Below are 24,370 nucleotides of genomic sequence, written 5' to 3' on the forward strand. Positions count from 1 at the left end.
AAAGAGTGTACTCAGTGTAGGTACTCGAGGATGGCGTCCAGGTGCCGGCGCATCCGGTGCTGGGCCAGCGCGGCGTCGCCGCTGGCGATCGCGTCGACGATCGCGACATGGGCCTTGTGGTAGTCCGCGGCCGCCACGCTCAGCACTTCGCGGTGGCCCGCCTCGATCTCCGCGAGGATCATCTCCTCGTTGAGCCGGTTGAGCACCTCGATGAACATCGCCATCGCCGGGTTGCCCGTCAGCTCCGCGATGACGACGTGCAGGTGGTGGGTGTGGGCCTCGGCCACCGCACGCTCGCCCTCGCGCTCCTCCGTGTCGAGCACCTCGCGCAGGCGCGCGATGCCCTCCTCGGTGATGCGCTCGGTCGCCGACGCCACCGCGGCGATCTCCAGCGCGGCGCGGGCCTCGAACAGCACCTCGCGGCCGACGCCCTTGTAGCGCAGGTACAGGGCCATGGCGTTCTGGACCGCGCGCGGGTCGGGCTCGGTGACGATGAGCCCGCCGCCCGGCCCGCGGCGCATGCGGGCCACGTTGTGGTGCTCGACGATGCGCACCGCCTCGCGGAACACGGCGCGGCTGACCCCGAAACGCTCGATGAGGTCGGCCTCGGAGCCGAGCACCTCGCCGACGGGCCACCCGCGGGCGACGATGTCCTCCTCGATGCGGTCGGCGACGACCTCGGCCAGGCGGCGTCCCGGCTTGCGCGCGACGGCGCCGTCCGCCTTGTCCGCCCGGGCGCGGCCCTTGCCGGCTGCCTTCGGCTTCGGCTTCGGGGCGCCGTTCGCGGCGCCGGCTCTGGTTGCTCGTTGCACGTCGTTCCCCGGTTGCCGGATGACCGCGCGCAAGTGTTCCACACGCGCAGGTCGATCAGGAGATCGGTATACGCTTTATCGCACGTGGCGTCGAGCGCCGGTCGCCCCCGGCCGGCGGGAGGAGTGGGCGATGGGGATGCTGGCGGACAGGGCGATCGTGGTCACCGGGGCGGGCGGCGGGCTGGGCCGGGCCTACGCCATCGCGGCCGCGGCCGAGGGTGCGGCCGTCGTCGTCAACGACGTCGACGAGGGCGCCGCGTCGGCGGTGGCGGACCAGATCGCCGCCGACGGTGGGCGGGCCGTCGCGCACGCCGGTTCCGTGGCGGACTGGGCGGCCGCCGGGGCGGCGGTCGACCGTTGCACCCAGGCGTTCGGCCGCCTCGACGGGCTGATCAACAACGCCGGGATCTCGCACGTCGGCGATCCCTGGCGCGAGGAGGCCGGGGAGCGGGCCCGCGCGATCGTCGAGGTCAACCTGCTCGGCACGATGTACTGCGGCATCCACGCGCTGCGGGCGATGGTCGCCCAGCGGTCGGGGGCGATCCTCAACGTCACGTCCGGCGCGCTGCTCGGTCTGCTCGAGCACTCGCTCTACGGCGCGTCGAAGGGCGGCGTGGTCGCGCTGACCTGGGGCTGGGCCGTCGACGCCGCCCCATACGGCGTGCGCGTCAACGCGATCTCGCCGCTCGCGCGCACGGCCATGTCCGAGGTGTGGGTCAACCGCGACGCGGCCCACATGGATGAGCCGCCGCCGGAGTCGGTCGCTCCGCTGGCGGTGTTCCTGCTCAGCGACCGCGCCGCAGACGTCAACGGGCAGGTCGTCCGGCTCGACGCCTGCGGGCTGTCGATCATGCGGCCGCCCGCCTTCCCGGAGCCGTTGCCCCTCGCCGACCGCAGCCTCGACGGGGTCGCGGCCGCCTTCGGCGAGTTGCGCCGCGACCTGCAGCCGGTGGGCTTCTCGCGCCTGGACCTGCGCGACGTCGGCACCGGCCGCGTCGTCAGGTAGAGTGTCCTCAATTATGGCGACCACGCTCGAACGGGCCGAGCTGCCGTTCCTCGACATCCGCGACCCCCGCTACCTCGAGGATCCCATCCCGATCCTGCGCGACCTGCGCGCGCAGGGCGTCCTCGCGCGCAGCGAGCGCGGCGTCGAGGTGCTCTCCTACGAGCTGCTCGCATCCCTGCTCAACGACCGCCGGATGGCGACGCTGTCGTGGGAGCACTTCAACCGCAAGGGCGCGCCGCCGATCGTCCTCGAGTTCCTCGAGCAGGGGCTGCTGCTGAACATGAAGCGCGACCGCCACGACCGCGTGCGGCGCGTCATGCGCCAGGGCTTTCGGCCGCCGGACATCGCGGCCATGCGCCCGCGGCTCGAAGGGATCGCCCACCGGATCGCCGACGGCTGGGCCGGCGACGGCCGCTGCGACCTCACACTCGACTTCAGCCACCAGTACTCGATCGAGGCGCTGTGCACGCTCATCGGGGTGCCGGCCGGCGACATCCCGGTCTTCGCAAAGGCGACGCTCGAGATCGTCCACCTGCTCTCCGTGCCGTTCGAGCGCACCCAGTACCGGCTGGCCGCAGGACTGGAGGGGCTGCGCAACTACGCCGAGGACCTCGTGGCCCACCGCCGCGCGCTGCCGGCGGACCGGCGGCCGGGCGACTTCATCGACGCGCTCATCGCGGCCGAGGACGACGACCGCCTGATCGGCGACGAGCTGATCTGGGGCATCGCGAACCTGCTGTTCGCCGGCCATGACACGACGCGCTACCAGATGGTCTCCAGCCTGCGCGGGCTCATCGAGACGGGGCAGTGGGAGGACGTCGCGGACGATCCCCGGCTGGCCGGCGCGGTCGTGGAGGAGGGGATGCGCCTGTACGGCGTCGTCAACTTCCTCTCGCGTGAGGTGCAGGAGGACGTCGAGCTCGAGGGGATGCTGATCCCGGCGGGCACCGTGCTGTGTCTGAACATGCTCGCGTGCGGACGCGACCCCGAGCGCTTCGACGACCCGGACCGTTTCGACATCCACCGCGAGCCGGGGCGCCGCGTGCCGTTCGGCCACGGGCTGCACAAGTGCCTGGGCGATCAGCTCGCCCGGCTGGAGATGGAGATCGCGGTCGAGGTCCTCACCGCGCGCCTGCGCGAGCCGCGCCTGGACGGGCCGATCCGCATGACGCCGTGGACGCAGGGCATCCTCGGCGCCGAGGAGCTCCCGATCGCGTTCACCGCCCGCCCCCGGAGAGCGCCATCGGCGTCCGCCTGACCGAGGACGAGATGTGGGAGCTCGTCGCCGGCTCCCACACCGGCATCCTGTCGACGGTGCGCCGCGACGGTGCCCCGGTGGCGGTGCCGATGTGGTTCGTCGTAGCCGATCGCACCGTGTTCGTGCGCACCCTGGCGGCCTCGGCGAAGGCCGCGAGCGTCCGCCGCGACCCCCGCGTGTGTTTCACGGTCGAGCACGGCCGGGCGTGGGCCGAGCTGCGCGCGGCCGTGATCCACGGCCGCGCCGCCATCGTCGGCGACGCCGAGCGGTGCGCGGGCATCGACGCGCTCTTCGACGCGAAGTACGCCGCGTTTCGCACGCCGCAGACCGTCCCCGACGCCACCCGCCGCCACTACGACCGCGCGCGCGTCCACATCGCGATCCATCCCGCGGGCCGCCCCCTGACCTGGGACAACGCCAAGATCCGGGCACGCTGACGGCGCCCCCCGATCGGCCCGTTCCCGCCGCGCTGACGGCGCCCCCCGATCGGCCCGTTCCCGCCGCGCTCCCTTGAGCGCGAGGGTGCGGTGAGAATAGAGTGTCCTCAGTCCACCCCGGAGAGGAGCTCGCCTTGGGCACGCTGGACAGCATGGCGGCCGTCGTGACGGGCGGCAGTCACGGCATCGGCCTGGCCACCGCGCGCGCGCTGCTGCGCGAGGGCGCATCGGTCACGATCTGTTCGCGCACGCAGGCCGACGTCGACGCGGCGGTGGCGCGGCTCGGCGCGTCCGGATCCGTGGAGGGCGTCGCCGCCGACGTGTCCCGGCGCGAGGACATGGAGCGACTGATCGCCCACGCCGAGGCGGCGCACGGGCCCGTCGACATCCTCGTCTGCTCGCACGGCGCCTTCTTCCACGCCCCCTTCACCGAGCTGACCGACGAGGCCTGGGACGCCACGTTCGACATCAACGCGAAGGGCTGCTTCCTCGCCGGCCAGATCGCCGCGCGGCGGATGATCGCCAACGACCGGCGCGGGCGCATCGTCCTCATCGGCTCGATGAACGCCGACCGCGTCGACCCGGGCTCCGCGCACTACTGCGCGAGCAAGGCGGCGGTGAACCTGCTCGCGGCCGGCATGGCGTGCGACCTGGGGCCCTACGGCATCACCGTCAACGCGATCTCACCGGGCTGGATCCGCACGCGCCTCACCGAGGCGGGCCTCGACGACCGCACGGACGCCGACGGCCGCTTCATCCTCAACCCCGTCGGGCGCGTGGGCGAGGGCGACGACGTGGCCGCCGCCGTGCTGTACCTGGCGCAGCCCTCGACGGGCTTTGTCACCGCCCAGGTCTTGCGCGTCGACGGCGGGCAGTCCATGATGGGCGCCAACGGATTCTGACGCCAGGTTATCGTCGCTGACGTCGTCCCTCGATCACTGGAAGGTGCCTCGATGCAGGTCGGGATCTACATGGACCTCCGCAATCCCCCGAAGTGGCAGCGCCCGTGGAAGGGCTTCTACGAGACGGCGCTCGAGCAGGTCGTGGAGGCTGAGCGGCTGGGCATCGCCGCCGCGTGGTTCTCGGAGCACCACTTCTGGGAGGACGGCTACCTGCCGCAGCCGCTGACGTTCGCCGCCGCCGCCGCGGCGCGGACGAAGCGCATCCAGCTCGGTGCCGGGGTCGTGCTCGCGCCGCTGCGGCCCGCCGCCGACATCGCCGAGCAGGGCGCGGTCATCGACCTCATCAGCGACGGGCGCTTCGAGCTGGGCCTCGGCGCCGGCTACGTCGTGCCCGAGTTCAAGACCTACGGGGTGTCGCCGAAGGGTCGCTTCGAGGCGCTCGAAGAGCGGGCGATCGAGATCCGCCGGCTCTGGGAGGAGGGCGTCGCCACGCCCGCGCCCCTGCAGGAGCACATGCCGATCTGGATCGGCGGGACCGGCCTGCGCGCCGCCCGCATCGCCGGTCGGCTGGGCGAGGGGCTGCTCTGGCCCGGGCCGGCGAGCCTGCCCGAGTACCGCAAGGCGCTGGCCGGCGCGGGCCACGACCCCGACTCGGCCCGCATGGGCGGCCTGGTCCAGATGGTGATCAACGACGACCCCGAGGCCGCCTGGCCGCGGATCTCCCCGCACCTCACCTACCAATGGGGCAGCTATGCGTACTACGGCGGGCTGGACACCGTGGCGCCGGGGATGGCGCTGCTCCCCGACCTCGACCCGGAGTCGCTGCGTTCGGGCGAGTCGGTCCTGCTGGCGCCGAAGTTCGACGTCGTGACGCCCGACGAGGCGATCCGCCGGCTGACGGAGTGGATGGGCGACCTGCCGATCGAGCACATCCTCGTCTGGTCCTCGATCGCCGGCATGCCCGACGACCTCGTCGCCCGCCACATCGAGCTGCTCAGCACGAAGGTCACGCCGGCCCTGCGCGAGGTCGGACTGCCGTCGCCCGCGCCGCTCGCCGGCGCCGAAGCCTGAGGGCCGCGGCGGTGGACCTCGCCGAGCTGATCGCGCGCCGGGAGATCGAGGACGTCCTCCTGCGCTACTACCGGGGGATCGACCGCCTGGACTGGCCGCTGGTCGAGTCCTGCTTTCACCCCGACGCCCACGCGGACTTCTCCGGGTTCGGCTTCAGCGGGGACCGCACCGCGTTCCTCGCTTTCCTTCAGGCGTCCGAGACGCTGCCTGCCTTCGAGCGCACGATGCATGTCGCGGGCAACATGCTCGTCGAGGTCGACGGCGATGTGGCGCACGCCGAGACGTACTGCGTCGCCCACCACCGCGGCACCACGGACCACGCGTGGGGCGAGTCGTTCGCCCTGAACTGGCTGCGCTACTGCGATCGCCTCGATCGCCGCGGCGGCCGCTGGGCCATCGCCCAGCGCGTCGTGGTCGTCGAGTGGGGAGCAAAGGTCGCGATCGACGAATGGCTGGCCTTCGCCCCCGAGACCCTGGGCCGGCGCGACCGGTCCGACCCCAGCTACCGGCGCTGAGCCGAGACACCGAGGAGGCAGCATGGCCGACATCGACAACGCCGGCGTGGACGTTCCGCCCGAGGACTGGATCGCCCTGCACGACGTGATCATGAAGTACGCCCAGTCCATCGACACGAAGGACTGCGACCTGTTCCGGACCGTCTTCGTCGAGGAGATCCAGCTCACCTACGGCGAGCCGTGGGGGCCGTTCGACGGCATCGACGACGCGGTGTCGTTCATCGACCCGTTCCACGCGCCGCTCGACGGCAGCCGCCACAGCACGACGAACTTCCGCGTCGTCGGCTACGACGGCGACACCGCCGTCACACGCTGCAGCGTCGACGCGCTGCTCGTCAAGGAGGATCACCCTGAGGGCCCGTTCCTGCGCGTCATCGGCGACTACGTCGACGACTTCGTCCGCCGCGACGGCGTCTGGCGCATCCGCAACCGCGAGTTCACCCGGCTGTGGGCCGAGGGCAACCCGAACGTCGCCTTCTACGGGTGGACCCGCGAGTGGGCGGAGAAGGAGTGGACCCCGGGCACGCGCTGACCGCGTCGCGCGTCATGCCCCGGCCGGCTGCGGCCAGGTGCGCCGCAGGTCGCGCCGCAGCAGCTTGCCGGTCGGCGTGCGCGGCAGCGGCGCGTCGTGGAAGCGTACGAGCTTGGGCACCTTGTAGCCGGCGAGGCTGCCGCGGCAGTGGGCGACGATGTCGGACTCGTCGGCGCTCGCGCCGTCGTGCAGGACGACGACCGCGGTGACCGCCTCGCCCCACGTCCGGTCCGGCACGCCGATCACGGCGACCTCGGCGACGGCGGGGTGGCTGAGGATGACGTTCTCGACCTCGCTGGGGAAGACGTTCTCGCCGCCGGTCACGATCTTGTCGTTGCGGCGGTCGACGAGGTACAGGTAGCCGTCCTCGTCGCGGTAGGCGAGGTCGCCCGTGTGCATCCAGCCGTCGCGCAGCGCCTCGGCCGTCGCCTCGGGGTTGCGCCAGTAGCCGCTCATGAGCGCCGGGCCGCGGCCGAGGACCTCGCCGACCTCCCCGGGCGCGGCGTCGCGGCCGTCCTCGCTCACGACGCGGCACGCCGACAGCGTGCTGCTGCGCCCGACGGACGCCAGGCGCTCGGGCGCGCCGTCGGGGTCGTGCTCGTGCGGGGCGAGGAACGAGATGCCCATCGCCTCCGTGCTGCCGTAGCCGTTGACGAACTCGCAGCCGAGGCTCTCGATCGCGGAGCGCAGCAGGGCCGGCGGCATGGGTGCGGCGCCGTAGAGCACCCGCTGCAGCGAGCTGGGCGGGCGGTCGCCCCAGCGGTCGACGACCATCTGGATCATCGCCGGCACGAGCTGGCAGTGCGTGGCCTGCGTGCGCTCGAGCGTGGCCAGGAAGCCGTCGGGGTCGAACTTGCGCATCTGCACGTGCGTGCCGCCGAGGTACACGCACGAGTAGCCGACCTGCGAGCCGACGTGAAACAGCGGGGTGGAGGCGAGGAAGACGGCCTGCGGATGCGAGCCGAGCTCGTGGCCCATCGCCATCGTGCCGTGGTGGATCGACCGGTTGGACAGCATCACGCCCTTGGGGCGCGCCGTCGTGCCGCTGGTGTAGCTGATGTGGCAGATGCGCTCGGGCGGGTAGCCGGCTGGGACCGGCATCGGGTCGGCAGCAGCGAGCGCGTCCTCGTAGGAGCGGTCGCCCAAGTGCAGCACCGCAGGCACGGGCATCCGGGCGGCGACGTCCGCGAAGTCCGGCCCGGCGATCATCAAGCGGGGCGCGCAGTCCTCGACGCAGGCGTGCAACTCGGCTTCGGCGAGCCGGTAGTTGAGCGGCACGAGGATCGCGCCCGCCCGCTGCGCGCCGACCCGGATCTCGAGCGTCTCACGCTCGTTGAGCGCCAGCAGCGCGACCCGCTCGCCCTCGCCGATGCCGCGGTCCAGCAGCGCCCGGGCCAGCCGCGACGCCCGGTCCGAGAGCTCGGCGAACGTGAGCGTGTCGCCGTCGACGTCCACCGCGACCTTGCCGGGGAAGCGCAGCGTCGCGCACCCGATGAGGTCGGGCACGAGCGATCCTGAGACGTCCACGTCCGGCGGCACGGTGCGCGCAAGACTGTCGCGGATGGGCGCGGGCCGCGGAACGGCGCTCCGGCAACTCCCGCCGATCAGGGGGTCATCGCCGTCCGCGCCTGCATTCGCGCCCGCCCGCGGGGAGAATCGAACGTCAGGTCCCACCCCGGTTCGGAAGGAGAGCCTCACCGTGCAGAGCATCCGCAGGGTCGTCACCGGCATCGACGAGTCCGGCAAGTCGATCTTCGTCTCCGACGAGGTCGTCGAGGCCAAGGTGCCGCCGACGCTCGGCGGCAACCAGATCCTCGATCTCTTCGGCAGCGACCAGACGCCCGTCGTGCCCAACGACGGCGCGGTCGAGCAGGGCCTGCGCTTCTTCCCGACGACCCCCGACGGCTACCGCTTCATCGTCTTCACGTACCCGCCCGAGTCCGAGATCGTGGTCGCCGAGGACCCCGCCGCGGCGTGGGAGGAGACCGAGCGGCTGACGCCCGGCATGGGCGACGCCGTGTCGGACTCCGGCGGCATGCACTACACGGCGACCGTCGACATCGAGTACGTCATCGCCGGCGAGTTCACGCTGACGCTCGACGACGGCGTCAGCAAGGTCCTCAAGGCCGGCGACTGCCTCATCCAGTGCGGGGCCAAGCATTCGTGGGCCAACAAGAGCGACGCCCCCGCCACGCTGCTGCTCGTCTTCGTCGGCGCCGAGCTCGACGAGAGCCGCTTCGGCGCCTACGCGATGAAGCACTGATCTTCAGGCCGCGTTGCCCGGCCGCAGGAACGGGATCTCGGGCACGACGCACTGGGGCGACAGCGACAGCAGCCACGTCACCGCGCTCGCCACATCCTCGGGGCGGATCATGTCCCCGGCGGAGATCTCGCCCTGCAGCGGCACGGTCATCGCGGTCGCGACGATGCCCGGGCACAGCGCGCACGATTTGATCCCGGCCGCTCCGAGGTCGAGGTTCATCGCACGCGTGAAGCCGACCACGGCCGCCTTCGTCGCCGCGTAGATCGGCATGAGCGGCTCGGGCCGCTCGGCGGTCACCGACGCGGTGTTGACGACGAGCGCGGTGCCGTGCTCGGCGCCGGCCGCCCGCAGCAGCGGCACGGCGAACCGGTAGCCGAGGATGACCGCGCGGAGGTTGACGTCGAGTTGGAGGTCGATGTGCTTGACCGGCAGCTCGTCGATCTCGCCGCCGATGCCCATGCCGGCGTTGTTGACGAGCACGTCGAGCCGGCCGAACCGGGCCTTGTGGCGCTCGACGACCGCGGCGATGCCCTCCTCGTCGGCCGCGTTCGCGGCGACCGCCTCGACCGTCATGCCCTCCGCGCGCAGCCGCTGCGCCGCGGCCTGCAGGCGGTCGTCGCGCCGCGACGTCACCGTGAGTGCGTGCCCGACGCGCCCCAGTTCGCGCGCGATGGCGAACCCGATGCCCGAGGAGGCGCCGGTGACGAGAGCCGTGCGCATCAGCAGCCGGTGAACGCGGGCGCGCGCCGCTCGCTGAACGCGGCGAGGCCCTCGCGCAGGTCGTCGGACGCGAGGACGTCCTCGAGCCGCCGCTCGGCGTCGGCGATCGCCGCGGCCAGCAGGCGCTCGTCCTGGGCGCGGACCAGGTCGCGGATGGCCCGCACCGCGAGCGGACCGTTGGCGGCGATCCGCTCGGCCAGGCGCACCGCCGCCGGCATCAGCTCGCCTGCCGGCACGATCTGGTCGACGAGCCCCATGCGCAGCGCCTCGGCCGCGCCGACCGGCTCGCCGGTCAGCAGGAGCAGCAGCGCACCGCCGCGCCCGGCGATGTGGGGCAGCCGCGACGTCCCGCCGCCGCCGGGGATCAGGCCGAGCCCGACCTCGGGGAACCCGAGCCGGGCGTCGTCGGACGCGATGCGCAGGCTGGCGCCGAGCGCGAGCTCGAGCCCGCCGCCGAGAGCGTGGCCGTGCAGCGCCGCCACCGAGGGGATCGGCAGGCGCTCGAGCTCGGCGGCCGCCTCGAGGACGGCGCGGTTGTGGGCCAGCGTCTCGCTCGGGGACTGGCGCCGCAGGGCGGCGATGTCGCCTCCCGCCGAGAACGAGGCGCCGGCGCCGCTGAGCACGAGACACCGGATTTCAGTTTCATGTGCCAAGGCCCGCACGGCCGCGCGCAGGGAGCGGATCGTCTCCGGCTCCAGCGCGTTGCGCCGCTCGGGTCGGGCGATCTCCACATGGCCGACCCGGCCCGCTGTCCACGACCTCACGCACATTGATAATCTGACGCCAGTATATGCCCGTGAACAAGATCACCCACCTCGAGCGGCTCCCGGAGCTCGTCGGCGACGGCGCGGTCGTCGCCTTCGGCGGGGGCTGGTTCGCCAACCATCCGATGGCGGCGGTCCGGGAGCTCGTCCGGGCTCGGCGGACCGACATCCACGGCCTCGCGCTGCTCGGCTCCGTCGACGTCGACCTGATGGTCGGCGCCGGGGTCCTGCGCCACCTCACCTTCTCCATGGTCACGCTCGAGGCCATGGGCCTCGCCCAGAACTTCCGGCGCGCGGTGCAGGCCGGCGAGCTGCCGATCACCGAGATCCCGGCGCTGTCGCTGCAGGTCGCGCTGGAGGCCGGCGGGCAGTCCGTGCCGTTCATGCCGGTCCGCGGCCCGATCGGCTCGGACCTCGTCGCGCAGAACCCCGAGGTCTTCGGCACCGCGCGCACGAGCTTCGGCGACGAGGACGTCATGGTCGTCAAGGCGATCCGGCCCGACGTGGCGATCATCCACGCGCTGCGCTGCGACCGCCTCGGCAACGTCCAGTTCGACGGCACCTACTCGCAGGACCCCGAGCTCGCCGCTGCCTCGGACACGGTGATCGTCACCTGCGAGGAGATCGTCGACAGCTCGGAGATCGCGGCGCAGTCGCACCTCACGAAGATCCCGGGCTTCCTCGTCGACCACGTCATCGAGGCGCCGTTCGGCGCGCACCCGTGCTCGCACGTGCCGCGCTACGCGCAGGACGCGTGGGAGATCCTCGAGTACCAGAAGGCCGCGATGGCCGGGGGCGACGCGTACGCCGCGTACGTCGACCGGATCCGCGGCGAAACGGAGGCGGAGTACCGCGAGCGCGTGCTCGCCGGCGACCGCGGCCGCGTTCTCGCCGCGCTCGCCGAGGCCGGCCCGACCCTGCAGGAGGCGTGATGGCCAAGTACGACGTCCACGAGGTGATGGTGTGCCGCATCGCCTCCGAGATGACCGAGGAGGGCGACTACGTCACGATCCTCGGCTCGTTCACGCCGCTGGCCTACGCGGCGTACATGCTGGCGAAGCTGACCCATGCGCCCGACGCCTGGCTCGTCGGCTACAACGCGATCGGCATGCCGCCGGTCGAGCTGAGCTTCACCGGCTCGGAGGCCGCCGCGTACCGCGGGTCGCTGGCGCGCAACTCGTTCACGCCCAACGGGCACCTCGTCCACCTCGGCACGCACGGCCTGCTCGAGTGCGTCTCGTCCGCGCAGATGGACGGCGACGGGGCGATCAACCTGTCGGCGATCGGCGACTACGACCATCCGAAGGTCCGCCTGCCGGGGGGCGCCGGCGCGCCCGAGGTCGTCCAGAACTACCGCAAGGTCGTCGCCTACTTCTCCAAGCACGACGCGCGCACGCTCTGCGCGAAGGTCGACTACGCGACCGGCAGGCGCACGCCGATCTCGCGCGACAAGCGCGAGGCGCTCGGCCTCGTCAGCGGCGGCCCGGTGACGATCGTCACTCCGCTGGCCGTGCTGGTCAAGGAGGACGACGAGCGGCCGTTCGCGATCGAGTCGGTCCATCCCGGCGTCTCCGTCGACGAGGTCGTGGCGGCCACGGGCTTCGCGGTCGACGTGCCCGCCGACGTGCCGACGACCGCCGAGCCGACCGCGGAGCAGATCGACCTGCTGCGCAACCGGATCGACCCGCTCGGGACGGTGCGCTTCGACTTCCTCTCGGGCGAGGAGCGCCTGGCCTACCTCGAGGAGGTCCTGGCCAAGGAATGGGCGCGCGCGGAAGAGCTCGTCCGCGTGACGGCGCCGGTGGGGTAGAACCGCTCAGTCCAGCAGCGCGGCGGCGAGCCGCCGCCACTCCGGCAGCGGCAGCTCGCCGCGCCGGCCGCTGAGGACCTGCAGCGTGACGTGGTCGGCGCCGGCGGCCCGGTGCTCGTCGAGTCGCGTGCGCACCGCGTCCTCGTCGCCCCAGCAGACGACGGCGTCGACGAGCCGGTCGCTGCCGCCGTCGCGCAGGTCGTCCTCGGTGAAGCCGAAGCGCAGCAGGTTGTTCGTGTAGTTCGGCAGGCCGAGGTAGACGTGCATGTGGGCGCGCGCGATCTCCCGCGCCCGCGCGGAGTCGCGCTCGAGGACGACCGCCTGCTCGGGCGCGAGCAGCGGCCCGTCACCGAGCGCCTCGCGGGCGAACCGCGTGTGCTCGGGCGTGACGAAGTACGGATGCGCGCCCGCGCTGCGGTCGCGCGCGAGCTCGAGCATGCGCGGGCCGAGCGCGGCGAGGACGCGCTCGCCGCGGAGGTCGCCCGCAGCGGCGGCGTCCAGCGCGTCGAGGTAGCGCAGCATCGCGGTGCGGGGCCTCGTGAGGAGTGCGTCCGCCGCCTCGCCCTCGACGAACGCCGCGTGGCTGATGCCGAGCCCGAGCAGGAAGCGGGCCCCGTACGCGTCGTGCAGGCGCTCGTGCCCGGCGGCGGCGCTCTGCGCGTCCTGCACCCAGATGCTGAGGATGCCGGTGGCCACCGTCGCGCGTCGCGTCGCGTCCAGCAGCTCGGCCGCCACGTCGAACAGCGGCAGGCCGGTGCCCGTGCCGCCGGGGATCCAGAGCGCGTCATAGCCGAGCTCGTCGAGCTCGGCCGCGGCCTCGGTCGCAGCGGCTCGGTCGCGCTTGAAGCGCAGCTCGCCGCTCCAGACGCCCGTCCCGCCCAGCGCGGTCACGAGGTGGTCGCGGCGGGGCGCCGGATCGGCTCCCATGGCAGCAGCAGGCAGCTGCGCCGCGATGCGAACCGCCAGCCCTCGGGCGTGCGCGCGTAGCGGTCGTCGTAGTAGCCGCGCGCCTGGTTCTCGCGCCCGCCGCGGCGGGTGATCCCCATCGCGAGGTAGTACGCGGTGCCGGTCGCCGTGTCGCCGTCGACGTCGACGCGGTGGTTCGACGTCAGGTGCATCACATGGGAGAGCGCGCGCTTCTCGCGCTCGAAGAAGTCGCGGATCGCCGCGCGGCCCTCGTAGCGCTCCAGGCCGGCGGGCGCCATGTCGAAGAACGCGTCCTCGGTGAACAGCTCCACCAGGTCGTCGACGCGGAAGGTGTCGTTGTACAGCGCGTAGTCGTGGGTGAGGCGGACGATGGCCGCGACGTCGTCCATCGCCCGCCTCGAACTCGACCGGGTCAGACCTTCGCCGCGACGGCGTCGGGCACGAGCTGCACCGTGCTCTCGGCGCGCTCGGGCGAGCCGCCGCAGTTGCGCCGCAGCTCGGGGATGATCTCCTCGCCGAAGAACTGGATCTGCTCCTCGACCGCCTCGTGCGGGGTGCCGCCGGACTCGAACCAGATGTTCGTGATGAAGTCGCCGTCGGCGTAGGCCGTCTCCTTCAGGCCCATGAGCTTCTCGATGACGTGCTCCTTGCTGCCGACGATGAGCATCCCCTGCTGCTCGAGCACCTCGGCGGTGACGTCGACGTCCATGCGCGGCGTCTCGCCCGGCTCGGCGAGGATCGCCGTGAACCCGAACGGCTTGTAGAAGTCCCACTGGAACAGCTGCGACTCGCGCGCCAGGTCCGGGTTGCAGTGGCTGAGCGACGGGTCGACGATGTGCACGACGCGCCCGGAGCTCACGCCGCGGTGCTTCTCGGCGTCCCACCCGTACTTGAACTCGCCGCCGTTGGGCCAGCCGGAGGCCGCGGACTGCTCCATGTAGACGTCGAGCTTCGGCTTGAGCGCGCGGTCGCTCTCGAAGATGAAGTTGCCGTTGAGCCCCTTGCTGGCGGCCCAGCGGATGGTGCGCTCGCTGTTGAGCGGCTCCCACAGCGGCGGGTGCGGCTTCTGGAACGGCTGCGGCATGACCGAGAGCTGCTTGAGCGTGGTCCCCGACGCGCTGATCGGCGGGCCCATCATCGAGTACTGGTCCGGCGGGGCGATCTTGAAGACGTCGTTTACGTCCGGCCCGGCATCGCCTTCCTCGAAGAAGGCGATCGTCTGCGCGTGGTTCCACTTCGTGTAGTCGGGCGGGATGCTGAAGAACTGACCCGTGTGGCTGAAGCTCTCCTCGGTCCACGCCTTGATGAGGATCTCGTAGGCCTCGTGGTGGAAGGACCGGTTGCGCTCCTGGTCCTGGATGCCGGCGCCGTAGGTCTTGCCGAACATCTCGGCCTCGCGGCCCTGGTAGCCGCGCCCGAGTCCGACCTCGGCGCGCCCGCCGCTGAGGTTGTCGAGGATCGCGATCTGCTCGGCGAGCCGGATCGGGTGGTGGAATGCGACGATGTTGGCGAGCTGGCCGATGCGGATGGTGCGCGTGAGCGCGGCGATCGCAGTGCCGATCTGCAGCGGGTTCGTGGAGAGCTCGGCGCCCTCCGTGCCGAAGTGGTGCTCGGTGAGCCAGTAGTAGTCGAAGCCGACGCTCTCGGCGAGGACCGCACGACGGACCTGCGCGGCCTGCGTGCGGCGCGCGGCGTCGTGGACGTCGGCCAGGGTGCCGTCGACTATCCGCTGACCGGACGCGGTCTTGCGGAAGGGCAGATCGCTGGACCCGCCGTCGAAAATGCCAACCTCGATCATCGGCTCGTACTCCTCGTGCTCCTCGGGAACCTGACACCAGCTTATCAGCGCCTCCCAGTGCGGGTGACACCTGGGGAACACCACCGAAAGGTGGGGGGATCACCGCTCAGTAACCTGACACCGGATTAGCAGCAGTGCGAGGAGCAACCCGCCATGTTCGACCCCCTGAGCGACCCATCGGACACCCCCGAGCAGCGCCAGATCCGCCAGACGCTGCGGGCGTTCTTCGAGCGCGAGGCACCGATCTCCCGCATCGCCGATCTCGACGCGACGGAGACCTATCCGGCCGAGATCCTCGACGGGATGGCCGAGCTGGGCCTGTGGGGCATCGCCATCGACGAGGACCACGGCGGCTCCCCCGCGGACGCACGCACGCGGTGCATCGTCATCGAGGAGATCCAGCGCGCGGGCGCCTGCCTCGCCTACGCGTATGTGCCCACCGCGCTGTTCTGCGCGGAGGCCATCGGGCGCTTCGGCACCGGCGACCAGCAGCGCGCCCACCTGCCCGCGCTGGCCGCGGGCCGGCTGCGCATGGCGATGGCGCTCAGCGAGCCGGACTGCGGCTCGGACCTCATGGGCCTGGCGACCCGGGCGATCCCCGACGGCGACGGCTTCGTCATCCGGGGCCAGAAGATCTTCACGACCGGCGCCGACGCCGCCGACGTCATCCTCACGCTGGTGCGCACGACGCCGGGGGCGTCGCCCCGCCGCGCGCTGACGTTCGTGCTGATCCCGCGCCGCGACCCGCGGGTCGCCGTGCAGCCGCTGCGCAAGCTCGCCGGCCAGGCGACGCACACCTGTGAGGTGTTCTTCGACGACGTGCGCCTCGGGCCGGAGGCGATCGTCGGCGAGGTCGATGCCGGTGCCGCGATCGTCATGGACCTGCTCGACGCCGACCGCGTGTACACGGCCGCGCAGAGCCTCGGCACCGCGCAGGGCGCGTTCGACCTCGCCCGCCGGTACGCCCTCGAGCGTCGCCAGTTCGGCACCGAGATCATCAACCATCAGGCCGTGGGGCACATGCTCGCCGACATGGCGATCGCACTCGAAGGGGCGCGGGCGCTCACGCGGCTGGCGGCCGACCGCCTCGACGCCGGTCTGCCCTGCCACGCCGAGTCGGCCGTGGCGAAGATCGCCGCCTCGGAGACCGCGACGCAGTGCGCGCTGCACGGCATGCAGATCCTCGGCGGCTACTCGTACATGGTCGAGTACGGGATGGAGCGCTACCACCGCGAGGCGAAGGTGCAGGAGATCTTCGGCGGCACGAACCAGATCCTGCGCAACGTGCTCGTGCGCGAGCTCGGCGGCGGGCGCAGCTCCCCTCAGGCGCCGGCCAGCGGGGCGATGACCTCCCCCGCGTAGCGCTCGAGCGCCGCCCGGCGCTCGTCGAGGGTCAGCCCGCCGTAGCGGCGCACGTAGAGCGCGAACGGGTCCACGTGGACCGACTCGACCCCGAGCGCCCCGATCTCCGCGATGCCGTCGGGCGTGCCGACACCGGCCGCCGCGGCGACATAGTCGAACGGGCCGGTGCGGCCGTGCTCGGCGCGCAGGCCGGCGATCGTCTCCAGGTGCTCGGCGGTTCGGCGCTGGCTGTTGAGCGGCGGCAGGATGCCGTCGGCGAGCAGGGCGGCCCGGCGCAGCGCGGGGCGCGCGTCGCCGCCGACGTAGATCGGGATCGGCATGGGCGGCGCCGGGCGCATCGTCACGTCGCGGCCGCGGTGGCTGACGCGCTCGCCGGTCCAGAGCGCCCGCAGCGCCCCGATCGCCTCGTCGCTGCGCGGGCCGCGGGTGTCGAAGTCGAAGCCGAGGATCTCGAACTCCTCGCGCAGCCACCCGGCGCCGGCGCCGAGGATGAAGCGGCCGGGGCTCAGCGCGGCGACCGTCGAGGCGGCCTTGGCCACGAGCAGCGGGTCGCGCATCGGCAGGACGAAGATGCCGGTCAGGATGGTCAGCCGCTCGGTGGCGGCGAGCATCGCGCCCGCCGACACCATCGGGTCCGGCCAGTCGCACGTCTCGTCCCACGGTGTCCGGCCGGTTTCCGGGTCGGGCGCGTAGGGATACGCGGTCGCCGTGTCGTGCGGGTACACCACGTGGTCGGGGATCGTGATCCCGTGGAAGCCGCAGGCCTCCGCCGCGCGCGCGACCGCGACGAGCTGGTTGGCCGGAATGTACGTGCCGTAGAGGAAGAACCTCACGATGCCTCCTCTGAGGTCGCGGCGATCGTGTGCAGCGTCTGCAGCGAGACCTTGCCGGAGCTGTCGACCGGGAGATCGGCGATGCGGCGCACGGTGCGCGGCACCTTGTAGGCCGGATGGCGCTCGCCCATCCAGTCCCGCAGCTCGTCGGTCTGGATCTCGGCCCCGGTCATCACGACGAAGGCCACGAGCCTGCTCGTCCACGTCGGGTCGTCGACCGCGATGACCGCCGCCTGCGCGACGGCGGGATGGCGGCGCAGCTCCGCCGCGACCTCCTCGGTCGACACGCGGTTGCCGGCGACCTTCACGACGCTCGACGCGCGGCCGGTGATGTAGAGGTAGCCGTCCTCGTCCAGCCGGCCGAGGTCCCCCGTGCGGTACCAATCCCCCGCGGGCTCCTGGCCGAGATAGCCGGCGAACAGGTCCGGGCCCGTGACGAGCACCTCGCCCTCCTCGCCGACGGGCAGGTCCGCGTCGCCGCCGACCTCCGCGATGCGCACCTGCCGGAACGGGATCGCGCGGCCGACCGTGCCCGGCCGGGCGGCGATCTCCTCGAACGTCGCCTCGGTGGGGCGGGGGATCTCGGTCATGCCGTACGCGCAGTAGACCCGCCCCTCGAAGCGCTCGAGCAGGACCTCGGCGGTCGGCGCGTCGAGCTTCTCGCCGCCGGTCATGAGCGCGCGCAGCGCGCGCCAGCCGGGACCGTCGAGCCCGCCGTGCTCGCGCGCCAGGCGCAGCATCGTCGGCACGAGATACACGCTCGAGATCCGGCGCTCGGCGAGGAAGGCGTCGACCGACTCGCGCGCGAACGGTGCGAAGACGACGGTGGCGCGGGCCAGGAGGGCGCCCATCACGAGGCTGTGGAACGGTGCGGCCGCGTAGGGCACGCAGAGCCAGTGGCGGTCGCCGGGCTCGATCGGGAAGTTCGCGAGGCGCAGGCACATCGCGGCGTGCAGGTCGGCGCCGCGGGCGCGCTGGACGAGCTTCGGCATCCCGGTCGAGCCGGAGGTGAGCAGGATCGAGCCGATCGCTTCGGGCGGCCGGGGAAGGGGCGAGGCGGGCGGCGCGGCGACCAGTCGCGCCCGGTCGAGGTGCGCGACGCCGTCGACGGGGCGTCCGACGACGGTGGTCGCGCCGGCGCGCTCGACGACGTCGTCCAGGACCGCCTGGGGATGCTTCGGGTCGACGAGCATCGCCGGGCGCCCGGCGCACACCGCGCCCAGGACGGCCACGGTGTGCGAGATCGGGTCGGCCTCGCTCACCGCGACGGGGCCGTCGCCCCGGAGCGCGCCCGCGGCGGCGAGCATGGCGGACGCGAGCTGCTTGATCGTCATCTGCTCGTCGCCGTGCTCGAGCGCCACCCAGTCCCCCTGCGACGGCGCGGCGAGGTGCAACACGAGCTCGGTCCAGTCCTGCGGCCCCACGGGCCTCTCCCTCCGAAGTCGATAAGCTGCCGTCAGATTATGCACGCCGATCCCGTCACGTCACCACCCGCCTCCGCGGTGGCGCTCAGCGAGCGCCGCGAAGGGGTCCTCATCCTCACGCTCAACCGCCCGGAAGCGCTCAACGCGTTCAACCGGGCGCTGTTCGACGCCGTCCGCGAAGGCCTCGAAGCGGCGGCCGCTGACCCCCAGGTCGGCTGCGTCCTCGTGACCGGATCCGGGCGCGCGTTCACCGCCGGGTCGGATATCTCCGACGACGCGGGGCCCGAGCCGGAGCCCGGCGGGAAGGATCCCTACGACGCGTTCATCGAGTGCGTCGAGACCTTCCCGAAGCCCCTCGTCGCCGCCGTCAACGGCCTCGCGGTCGGTATCGGCACGACCATGCTCGGCCACTGCGAGCTCGTGCTCGCGGGCGCGTCCGCGCGCTTTCGCATGCCGTTCACGTCGCTCGGCCTCGTCCCGGAGGCGGGCAGCACCTCGACGATCCCATCGCTCATGGGCCGTCAGCCGGCGGTGCACGCGCTGCTGACGTCGAGCTGGATCCCCGCCGAGGAAGCGGCGCGCACCGGCCTCGTCTGGCAGCTGACCTCCGACGAGGAACTGCTCGCCGAGGCGCTCGCGGTGTGCGAGCAGATCGCCGCCCAGCCGCTCGAATCGCTCATGTCGACGAAGCGGCTGCTGCTCGACGCCCGGCTGCCCGCGGCGCGTGCCGCGCGCGACCGCGAGGAGCCCGAGTTCCGCCGGCTCACCGAGCGCCCCGCCCATCTCGAAGCGCTGGCCGCGTTCCGCGAGCGCCGGCCGCCGGACTTCCGGAGCCTGCTCGGGTGACCGTGGCCGCTAGGGGTGCCGATGCCGGCCCCGGGCTGACCACGGTGGGCTTCCGAAAGGTGCCGGCGTGAGGCGGGCCCCCGTGGGTTCTCCCACGCGCCCGGAGCGGGCGCTGTTCTACACGCCCGCGTCGGTCTCGGTCGACTACGAACGCGACCTCGGCGACCCGGGCAGCTTCCCCTACACGCGCGGCACCCGCGCGCCGCGCACGCGCGCGCCCGGCGAGGGCCACGAGCTCATCGTCCGCGAGCTGTCCGGCGAGGGCCCTCCGGAGCGCTCCAACGAGCAGTTCCACTACCTGCTCGAGCACGGAGCGACCGGCCTCGACGTCATCGGCGACACACCCACCCAGTGCTTCATGGATCCCGACCATCCCTACGCCCGGCACGCGGTCGGCAACCAGGGCGTGTCGGTCTGCCGCGGGGCCGACTTCGCCGCGCTGTACGAGGGCATCCCGCTCGACCGCGTCAGCTGCGACCACTCGCTGCCCGGCGGGTTCGCCGCCGCGGGGCTGTTCCTCGCCGCCGAGGCGCACGGCCACGACCCGGCGCGCCTGCGCGGGTCCGCCATCCTGCCGCCGCTGTTCGCCGAGGACACCGGCTACTCGTCGAACCTGCCGATCGAGCTGCACATGCGCCTGGCCACGGACTCGATCGAGTTCTGCAGCGAGCACATGCCGCGCTTCCATCCCTTCGTCGAGGACACCTACTACATCTCCGACGGCAGCGTGGACGTCGTCGACGAGATGGCGCTCGGGTTCGTCGAGCTTCGCGAGGTCGTGCGGCGGCTGATCGCACGGGGCGTCGACGTCGACCGCTTCGCGCCGCGCATCGCGCTGCTCGTCAACTGCCGGATGGACTTCTTCGCCGAGATCGCGAAGATCCGCGCGTCGCGGCGCCTGTACGCGCGGATGATGCGCGACGAGTTCGGCGCGCGCGATCCCCGGTCGCTGGCGATCAACGTCGCCGCGCACACGTCCGGCGCGACGATGACCTCGCGCCAGATCGCCAACAACATCGCGCGCGGGGCGATCCAGGCGGTCGCGCTCACGCTCGCGGGCGTGCGCGCCATGGAGATCTCGGCGTTCGACGAGGCGATCCGCACGCCGTCGCGCGACGCGCACATCGTCGGGCTCGGCACGCAGCACGTCGTGGCGCTCGAGACGGGCGCCGCCGACGTCGCGGACCCCCTCGGCGGAGCCTGGTACGTCGAGGCGCTGACCGACGAGCTCGAGGCCCGCATCGCGCAGCGCATCGCGTTCATCGAGGGGCTGGGTGACGTCGTCCGTCTCGCCGAGGACGGGTTCTTCCGCGCGATCTTCGCCGAGGCGATGGTCGATCGCGCGCAGGAGGTCGCCGACGGCACCCGCCCGGTCGTGGGCGTCAACGTCAACGAGATCGCGCCCGCGCGCGACACGCTGCTGCGCGACCTCACCGAGAAGCGCATCGCGCCCGCCTACGAGCGCATCGACGAGATCGCGGCGTGGCGGGCGGCGCGCGAGCCGGGCGCGGTCGTGGCCGGGCTGGACCGTCTCGAGACCGACTGCCGCGGGGGCGCGAACGTCATGCCCGCGCTCGTGGGCGCGCTGCGGGCGCAGGCGTCGATGGGCGAGTGCATCGGCGTGCTGCGCGAGTGCTACGACCGCCCGTACGACCCGCTCGGATGCGTGGAGCGACCGCGGTGAGCGCCCGGCTGCGCGTCCTCGTGACCGTGCTCGGCCTCGACCAGCACGAGGCCGGCTCGCTCGCCGTGACGCGCCTGCTGCGCGACGCGGGCGCCGAGGTCATCTACGCCGGCCGCTTCCAGATCCCGGGGACGATCGCGACCGTGGCGGTCCAGGAGGACGTCGACGTCGTGGGGGTCAGCGCGCATTCGTGGGAGGTCCTGCACTACGCCGCCGAGCTGGCCGAGCGGCTGGGCCGGGCGGACCCGCCGATCCCGGTCGTGGTCGGCGGCTCGGTCATCACCGAGGCCGACCGCGCCCAGATCGTGCGGCTCGGCATCGACGCCGCGGTCGCACCGGGGACCAGCGCCGAGGACATCGTCGCCACCTTCCGGGCGCTGGCTGAAGGCCGCCGGGCCCTGGCATGAGCGCGGCGCTGCCCGCCGGTCTTCAGGCCTACTTCGACCACGCCGCCCACGCGGCGCCGAGCATCCGCGACCTGCTGCCGCTCTACGCCGAGCAGCTGGGCGGGCGGTTCCTCTACGGCGGCGACAACCCGCGGGTCGGCTACCGGGGCGTCGTGCTCGGCTTCGCCGGCGGCGGCAAGGTCGAGCTGCTCGAGCCGCTGCCGGGCTCGTCGTTCTTCGACAGCTTCTTCGCGCGCCACCCGGCGGGCGGGCTGCACCACCTGACCTTCCGCGTGGCCGACGTGCGCGGGGCGATCGACCGGGCGCGCGCGGCCGGCTTCGAGATCGTCGGGGTCAACTACGACGAGCCCGAGTGGCAGGAGGCGTTCGTGCACCCGCGCTCGGGGCACGGTGTGCTCGTGCAGTTCGTCGAGTCCAACCCGGACTACCCGCGGCTCGCGCCCGGGCAAACGCTCGAGTCGACGCTCGCCGGCGAGGCCTGACCTCGGGGCGGCCGCCGGGGCTTCGCGCCCCGCCCCTGCGTGCGCGGCGGGCTCGGCCCGAGTAGGTCCTGATCGCGCGAGGGGCTAGAGCCCGAGCCCGCGGCCGACGATCTCCCACATGATCTCGGTGGACCCGCCGTAGATCCGCTGGACGCGGGCGTCGCGCCACTGCCGGGAGATCTCGTACTCGTTCATGTAGCCGTACCCGCCGTGCAGCTGCAGACAGCGGTCGACGACGCGCCACTGCAGCTCGGTCGTCAGCGCCTTGAGCCCCGCGGCCTCGACGGGGTCGAGATCGCCGGCGACCTCGGCCTCGATGCAGCGGTCCGTGTAGAGGCGGGCCGAGCGCAGCTCGGTGGCGAGTTGGGCGAGGTGATGGCGGCTGACCTGGAAGCTGCCGATCGGGGTGCCGAACGCCTTGCGGTCCTTGACGTACTCGAGCGTGATCTCGAGCGCGAACTCCGCGCCCGCCACCGCCGCGACGGCGACCGCCAGCCGCTCGCGCGCGAGGTTGCGCATGAGGTTGCGCAGGCCGCTGCCCTCGTCGCCGAGGAGGTTCTCGACCGGGACCCGGACGTCGTTGAAGAACAGCTCGGCCGTGTCCTGGCTGCCGCGCCCGATCTTCTCGAGCTTGCGGCCGCGCTCGAAGCCCTCCATGCCGCCCTCGACCATCAGCAGGCTGAACGCGCCGCTCGCGCGCGCTTCGCTCGACGTGCGCGCCGCGACGACGACGAGGTCGGCCTGCGTGCCGGAGCTGATGAACGTCTTGGAGCCGTTGAGGACGTAGTGGTCGCCGTCGCGCTTGGCGGTCGTGGAGATCCCGCGCAGGTCGGAGCCGGCGCCGGGCTCGCTCATGCCGATGGCCGCGATCAGGTCGCCGGACGTGAAGCCGGGCAGCCAGCGCGCCTGCTGCTCGGCATTGGCGAGGTCGATCAGGTAGGGCCCCAGGACGTCGTTCTGGAGCATGAAGTGGTCGGGCAGCAGCCCGAGCCGGCAGCACTCCTCGACGAGGATCGCGTTGAAGCGATAGTCGCGCAGGCCGAGGCCACCGAGCTCCTCCGGGGCCTCGAAGCCCACGAAGCCCTGAGCGGCCGCCTTCTTCCAGAACGCGCGGTCGAGCTTGCCGTCGCTCTCCCAGGCGTCATGATGCTGGACGGCTTCGCGCTGAAGGAAGCCACTGACCGACTGACGAAAGTCGTCATGCTCCGGTGCAAAGATGGTTCGTCTCACGAGAATCTGACGGCAGCTTATCGCCTCCACGACCGACATGGAATCGCTCCCCACGCGGGACGCGCTGCTCGCGGCGGGCCGCCGGGCCTTCGCCGACCGCGGCTACGCGGGCGCCCGCCTGGCCGACATCGCGGCCGACACGGGCATGACGACCGGCGCGTTCTACCGCCATTTCGCCAGCAAGAACGACTTCTTCGCGGCGATGTTCGCCGACTACGGCGAGGCGCTGATCGCCGCGCTGACCCGGGCGCGGACCCTGAAGGCCCAGCTCGAGGCCTGGCTGCTCGCCGCACGCGAGCACCGCGGCGTCGTACGCGCGGCCCAGGAGCTCTCACGCGCCGGCAGCCCGGAGGCGGACCTGCGCCGCGAGCTGCGCCTGCGCGCCAGCGCGCTGCTCGGCGAGCGGCTCGAACCGATCGTCGGCGAGGACCAGACCCGGGCGGCCGCCGACATGGTGGCCGACATCGTCGCCCAGTACGTGCTGATGGAGTCGGCGGGCTGGATCCCGGAGCGCGACGCGCGCGCGGTGGCGAGCGAGCTCGACCGCCTCGTGCGCAAGGGGCTGTACAAGCGATGAGCCCGCGAACCGAGGCCCCGGAGCGCTGGCAGCCGGCGCGCGGCCGGTCGGACGCCACGTCCGTTCGTGGCAAGCGCACGCGCGACAGGATCCTGCGCTCCGCGATCGCCGTCTTCGGCGAGCGTGGCTTCGCCGACTCGACCGTGCTCGACATCGCCGAGGACGCGGGCATGGCCTCGGGGACCGTCTACCAGTACTTCGAGGACAAGGGCGACATCTTCCGCTGCCTCCTGCAGGACCTGACCGACCGTCTGCACCGCGAGACGCGGATGCCGGCGGGGCCGGACGGGCGTCTGATGGTGCGCGACAGCGTCCTCGCCTACCTCGAGGTGTACCGCGAGTACTCGTCGATCTTCCGCGCGTGGTGGGAGCTGCTCGAGCCGCCCACGGAGTTCACCGACGTGTGGGTCGCGATCCACGAGCGGTCGCGCCGTGAGCTCGCCGCCGTGATCGAGGACGGCCAGCGGCGGGGGATCGTCGACAAGCGGGTCGATCCGGAGATCACGGCCGACCTCATCGTGGCCGTCTTCGAGCGGCCGGTCTACGTGAAGATCGTCCTCGGCTGGAGCGACGGCTCCAGCGACGAGGACCTCGCCGACCTGATCAGCCGCCTGCTCGGCCACGGGCTCGCCGCGCCCGCCGGCTAGTCGCCCAAAACCACCCCCAGATCGGCGGGTGGCGCCCGGGCGGACCCGTGGATAAGCTGCCGT

The 24,370-nt window shown here is 72.6% G+C and carries 27 protein-coding genes; 17 read left to right on the forward strand and 10 right to left on the reverse strand.

Going from position 1 to position 24,370, the window contains the following annotated elements; translation table 11 throughout:
* Positions 1-11: 11 nt before the first annotated feature.
* Positions 12-812 carry a FadR/GntR family transcriptional regulator gene (locus DSM104329_RS06055; RefSeq protein ID WP_259314499.1) on the reverse strand — a complete coding sequence of 267 codons (801 nt, stop codon included), beginning with the start codon at positions 810-812 and terminating at the stop codon, positions 12-14.
* Between the two features lie 130 nt (positions 813-942).
* Here DSM104329_RS06055 and DSM104329_RS06060 point away from each other — a divergent pair, with 130 nt between their 5' ends.
* The 7 genes from DSM104329_RS06060 (at position 943) to DSM104329_RS06090 (ending at position 6,533) form a co-directional block, all read left to right on the forward strand.
* Entirely contained in the window at positions 943-1,818 is an 876-nt protein-coding gene (locus DSM104329_RS06060; protein ID WP_259314500.1) for an SDR family NAD(P)-dependent oxidoreductase, read from the forward strand.
* Positions 1,819-1,831: 13 nt separating this feature from the next.
* On the forward strand, positions 1,832-3,076 hold the full coding sequence (locus DSM104329_RS06065; protein ID WP_259314501.1) for a cytochrome P450: 1,245 nt from the start codon (positions 1,832-1,834) through the stop codon (positions 3,074-3,076).
* A gap of 11 nt (positions 3,077-3,087) precedes the next feature.
* Positions 3,088-3,513 (forward strand): pyridoxamine 5'-phosphate oxidase family protein, encoded by a 426-nt coding sequence (locus tag DSM104329_RS06070; protein WP_259314502.1) that lies wholly within the window; start codon positions 3,088-3,090, stop codon positions 3,511-3,513.
* A gap of 134 nt (positions 3,514-3,647) precedes the next feature.
* Positions 3,648-4,415, forward strand: coding sequence for an SDR family NAD(P)-dependent oxidoreductase (locus DSM104329_RS06075; protein WP_259314503.1), 768 nt, complete (start codon positions 3,648-3,650; stop codon positions 4,413-4,415).
* A gap of 51 nt (positions 4,416-4,466) precedes the next feature.
* Positions 4,467-5,486, forward strand: coding sequence for an LLM class flavin-dependent oxidoreductase (locus DSM104329_RS06080; protein ID WP_259314504.1), 1,020 nt, complete (start codon positions 4,467-4,469; stop codon positions 5,484-5,486).
* Positions 5,487-5,497: 11 nt separating this feature from the next.
* A complete protein-coding gene (locus DSM104329_RS06085; RefSeq protein ID WP_259314505.1) occupies positions 5,498-6,001 on the forward strand; it encodes a nuclear transport factor 2 family protein in 504 nt (167 codons plus the stop codon).
* 22 nt (positions 6,002-6,023) lie between these two features.
* A complete protein-coding gene (locus tag DSM104329_RS06090; protein WP_259314506.1) occupies positions 6,024-6,533 on the forward strand; it encodes a nuclear transport factor 2 family protein in 510 nt (169 codons plus the stop codon).
* 12 nt (positions 6,534-6,545) lie between these two features.
* Here DSM104329_RS06090 and DSM104329_RS06095 read toward each other — a convergent pair whose 3' ends face one another.
* Positions 6,546-8,072 carry a class I adenylate-forming enzyme family protein gene (locus DSM104329_RS06095; protein ID WP_259314507.1) on the reverse strand — a complete coding sequence of 509 codons (1,527 nt, stop codon included), beginning with the start codon at positions 8,070-8,072 and terminating at the stop codon, positions 6,546-6,548.
* 160 nt (positions 8,073-8,232) lie between these two features.
* Here DSM104329_RS06095 and DSM104329_RS06100 point away from each other — a divergent pair, with 160 nt between their 5' ends.
* Positions 8,233-8,796 (forward strand): cupin domain-containing protein, encoded by a 564-nt coding sequence (locus tag DSM104329_RS06100; RefSeq protein ID WP_259314508.1) that lies wholly within the window; start codon positions 8,233-8,235, stop codon positions 8,794-8,796.
* A gap of 3 nt (positions 8,797-8,799) precedes the next feature.
* On the opposite strand, the gene DSM104329_RS06105 is transcribed toward DSM104329_RS06100, so the two are convergent.
* Positions 8,800-9,516, reverse strand: a complete 717-nt coding sequence (locus tag DSM104329_RS06105; protein WP_259314509.1) for an SDR family NAD(P)-dependent oxidoreductase — start codon at positions 9,514-9,516, stop codon at positions 8,800-8,802.
* Positions 9,516-10,280, reverse strand: coding sequence for an enoyl-CoA hydratase/isomerase family protein (locus DSM104329_RS06110; protein ID WP_259314510.1), 765 nt, complete (start codon positions 10,278-10,280; stop codon positions 9,516-9,518). The genes DSM104329_RS06105 and DSM104329_RS06110 overlap by 1 nt, the downstream gene beginning before the upstream one ends.
* A 32-nt stretch (positions 10,281-10,312) precedes the next feature.
* On the opposite strand from DSM104329_RS06110, the gene DSM104329_RS06115 reads away from it, so the two are divergent.
* Both DSM104329_RS06115 and DSM104329_RS06120 read left to right on the forward strand, forming a co-directional pair.
* Entirely contained in the window at positions 10,313-11,212 is a 900-nt protein-coding gene (locus tag DSM104329_RS06115) for a CoA transferase subunit A (RefSeq protein ID WP_259314511.1), read from the forward strand.
* Positions 11,212-12,090 carry a CoA-transferase gene (locus DSM104329_RS06120; RefSeq protein WP_259314512.1) on the forward strand — a complete coding sequence of 293 codons (879 nt, stop codon included), beginning with the start codon at positions 11,212-11,214 and terminating at the stop codon, positions 12,088-12,090. Before DSM104329_RS06115 ends, DSM104329_RS06120 begins: the two co-directional genes overlap by 1 nt.
* A 6-nt stretch (positions 12,091-12,096) precedes the next feature.
* Here DSM104329_RS06120 and DSM104329_RS06125 read toward each other — a convergent pair whose 3' ends face one another.
* From DSM104329_RS06125 to DSM104329_RS06135, 3 genes are read right to left on the reverse strand one after another with little or no spacing between them, the layout of a single operon-like run.
* A complete protein-coding gene (locus DSM104329_RS06125; protein WP_259314513.1) occupies positions 12,097-13,017 on the reverse strand; it encodes an LLM class F420-dependent oxidoreductase in 921 nt (306 codons plus the stop codon).
* Positions 12,978-13,406, reverse strand: a complete 429-nt coding sequence (locus DSM104329_RS06130; RefSeq protein ID WP_259314514.1) for a nuclear transport factor 2 family protein — start codon at positions 13,404-13,406, stop codon at positions 12,978-12,980. The genes DSM104329_RS06125 and DSM104329_RS06130 overlap by 40 nt, the downstream gene beginning before the upstream one ends.
* 23 nt (positions 13,407-13,429) lie before the next feature.
* Positions 13,430-14,815 carry an LLM class flavin-dependent oxidoreductase gene (locus DSM104329_RS06135; protein WP_259314515.1) on the reverse strand — a complete coding sequence of 462 codons (1,386 nt, stop codon included), beginning with the start codon at positions 14,813-14,815 and terminating at the stop codon, positions 13,430-13,432.
* Positions 14,816-14,968: 153 nt separating this feature from the next.
* Between DSM104329_RS06135 and DSM104329_RS06140 the strand changes: the two genes are divergently transcribed.
* Entirely contained in the window at positions 14,969-16,177 is a 1,209-nt protein-coding gene (locus DSM104329_RS06140; protein ID WP_259314516.1) for an acyl-CoA dehydrogenase family protein, read from the forward strand.
* On the opposite strand, the gene DSM104329_RS06145 is transcribed toward DSM104329_RS06140, so the two are convergent.
* Positions 16,138-17,010, reverse strand: coding sequence for a TIGR03619 family F420-dependent LLM class oxidoreductase (locus tag DSM104329_RS06145; RefSeq protein ID WP_259314517.1), 873 nt, complete (start codon positions 17,008-17,010; stop codon positions 16,138-16,140). The two genes, DSM104329_RS06140 and DSM104329_RS06145, sit on opposite strands and share 40 nt — an antisense overlap.
* Entirely contained in the window at positions 17,007-18,434 is a 1,428-nt protein-coding gene (locus tag DSM104329_RS06150) for a class I adenylate-forming enzyme family protein (protein ID WP_259314518.1), read from the reverse strand. Before DSM104329_RS06150 ends, DSM104329_RS06145 begins: the two co-directional genes overlap by 4 nt.
* A gap of 39 nt (positions 18,435-18,473) precedes the next feature.
* On the opposite strand from DSM104329_RS06150, the gene DSM104329_RS06155 reads away from it, so the two are divergent.
* From DSM104329_RS06155 to DSM104329_RS06170, 4 genes are all read left to right on the forward strand, one after another.
* On the forward strand, positions 18,474-19,280 hold the full coding sequence (locus tag DSM104329_RS06155; protein ID WP_259314519.1) for an enoyl-CoA hydratase-related protein: 807 nt from the start codon (positions 18,474-18,476) through the stop codon (positions 19,278-19,280).
* An 82-nt stretch (positions 19,281-19,362) separates the two neighbouring features.
* Positions 19,363-20,964, forward strand: a complete 1,602-nt coding sequence (locus DSM104329_RS06160) for a methylmalonyl-CoA mutase family protein (protein WP_259314520.1) — start codon at positions 19,363-19,365, stop codon at positions 20,962-20,964.
* Complete coding sequence (locus tag DSM104329_RS06165; protein ID WP_259314521.1) at positions 20,961-21,371, forward strand: cobalamin B12-binding domain-containing protein; 411 nt, start codon at positions 20,961-20,963, stop codon at positions 21,369-21,371. The genes DSM104329_RS06160 and DSM104329_RS06165 overlap by 4 nt, the downstream gene beginning before the upstream one ends.
* A complete protein-coding gene (locus tag DSM104329_RS06170; RefSeq protein WP_259314522.1) occupies positions 21,368-21,853 on the forward strand; it encodes a VOC family protein in 486 nt (161 codons plus the stop codon). Before DSM104329_RS06165 ends, DSM104329_RS06170 begins: the two co-directional genes overlap by 4 nt.
* Before the next feature lie 84 nt (positions 21,854-21,937).
* Here DSM104329_RS06170 and DSM104329_RS06175 read toward each other — a convergent pair whose 3' ends face one another.
* The gene (locus DSM104329_RS06175) at positions 21,938-23,083 is read right to left on the reverse strand and encodes an acyl-CoA dehydrogenase family protein (RefSeq protein WP_259314523.1); all 1,146 of its coding nucleotides are present in this window, start codon (positions 23,081-23,083) and stop codon (positions 21,938-21,940) included.
* A gap of 37 nt (positions 23,084-23,120) precedes the next feature.
* Between DSM104329_RS06175 and DSM104329_RS06180 the strand changes: the two genes are divergently transcribed.
* Both DSM104329_RS06180 and DSM104329_RS06185 read left to right on the forward strand, forming a co-directional pair.
* Positions 23,121-23,660, forward strand: coding sequence for a TetR/AcrR family transcriptional regulator (locus DSM104329_RS06180; RefSeq protein WP_259314524.1), 540 nt, complete (start codon positions 23,121-23,123; stop codon positions 23,658-23,660).
* A complete protein-coding gene (locus tag DSM104329_RS06185; protein WP_259314525.1) occupies positions 23,657-24,307 on the forward strand; it encodes a TetR/AcrR family transcriptional regulator in 651 nt (216 codons plus the stop codon). The genes DSM104329_RS06180 and DSM104329_RS06185 overlap by 4 nt, the downstream gene beginning before the upstream one ends.
* Positions 24,308-24,370 lie beyond the last annotated feature (63 nt).

The organism is Capillimicrobium parvum (assembly GCF_021172045.1).
In the GTDB taxonomy this organism is placed as follows: Bacteria; Actinomycetota; Thermoleophilia; order Solirubrobacterales; family Solirubrobacteraceae; genus Capillimicrobium; species Capillimicrobium parvum.

Bases quoted from the DNA above. Each gene is read 5' to 3' on its own strand.
- DSM104329_RS06060 (WP_259314500.1), top strand. From the start codon at position 943: ATGGGGATGCTGGCGGACAGGGCGATCGTGGTCACCGGGGCGGGCGGC.
- DSM104329_RS06065 (WP_259314501.1), top strand. From the start codon at position 1,832: ATGGCGACCACGCTCGAACGGGCCGAGCTGCCGTTCCTCGACATCCGC.
- DSM104329_RS06070 (WP_259314502.1), top strand. From the start codon at position 3,088: ATGTGGGAGCTCGTCGCCGGCTCCCACACCGGCATCCTGTCGACGGTG.
- DSM104329_RS06080 (WP_259314504.1), top strand. From the start codon at position 4,467: ATGCAGGTCGGGATCTACATGGACCTCCGCAATCCCCCGAAGTGGCAG.
- DSM104329_RS06090 (WP_259314506.1), top strand. From the start codon at position 6,024: ATGGCCGACATCGACAACGCCGGCGTGGACGTTCCGCCCGAGGACTGG.
- DSM104329_RS06105 (WP_259314509.1), bottom strand. From the start codon at position 9,516: ATGCGCACGGCTCTCGTCACCGGCGCCTCCTCGGGCATCGGGTTCGCC.
- DSM104329_RS06120 (WP_259314512.1), top strand. From the start codon at position 11,212: ATGGCCAAGTACGACGTCCACGAGGTGATGGTGTGCCGCATCGCCTCC.
- DSM104329_RS06125 (WP_259314513.1), bottom strand. From the start codon at position 13,017: ATGGGAGCCGATCCGGCGCCCCGCCGCGACCACCTCGTGACCGCGCTG.
- DSM104329_RS06130 (WP_259314514.1), bottom strand. From the start codon at position 13,406: ATGGACGACGTCGCGGCCATCGTCCGCCTCACCCACGACTACGCGCTG.
- DSM104329_RS06135 (WP_259314515.1), bottom strand. From the start codon at position 14,815: ATGATCGAGGTTGGCATTTTCGACGGCGGGTCCAGCGATCTGCCCTTC.
- DSM104329_RS06140 (WP_259314516.1), top strand. From the start codon at position 14,969: ATGTTCGACCCCCTGAGCGACCCATCGGACACCCCCGAGCAGCGCCAG.
- DSM104329_RS06155 (WP_259314519.1), top strand. From the start codon at position 18,474: ATGCACGCCGATCCCGTCACGTCACCACCCGCCTCCGCGGTGGCGCTC.
- DSM104329_RS06170 (WP_259314522.1), top strand. From the start codon at position 21,368: ATGAGCGCGGCGCTGCCCGCCGGTCTTCAGGCCTACTTCGACCACGCC.
- DSM104329_RS06180 (WP_259314524.1), top strand. From the start codon at position 23,121: ATGGAATCGCTCCCCACGCGGGACGCGCTGCTCGCGGCGGGCCGCCGG.
- DSM104329_RS06185 (WP_259314525.1), top strand. From the start codon at position 23,657: ATGAGCCCGCGAACCGAGGCCCCGGAGCGCTGGCAGCCGGCGCGCGGC.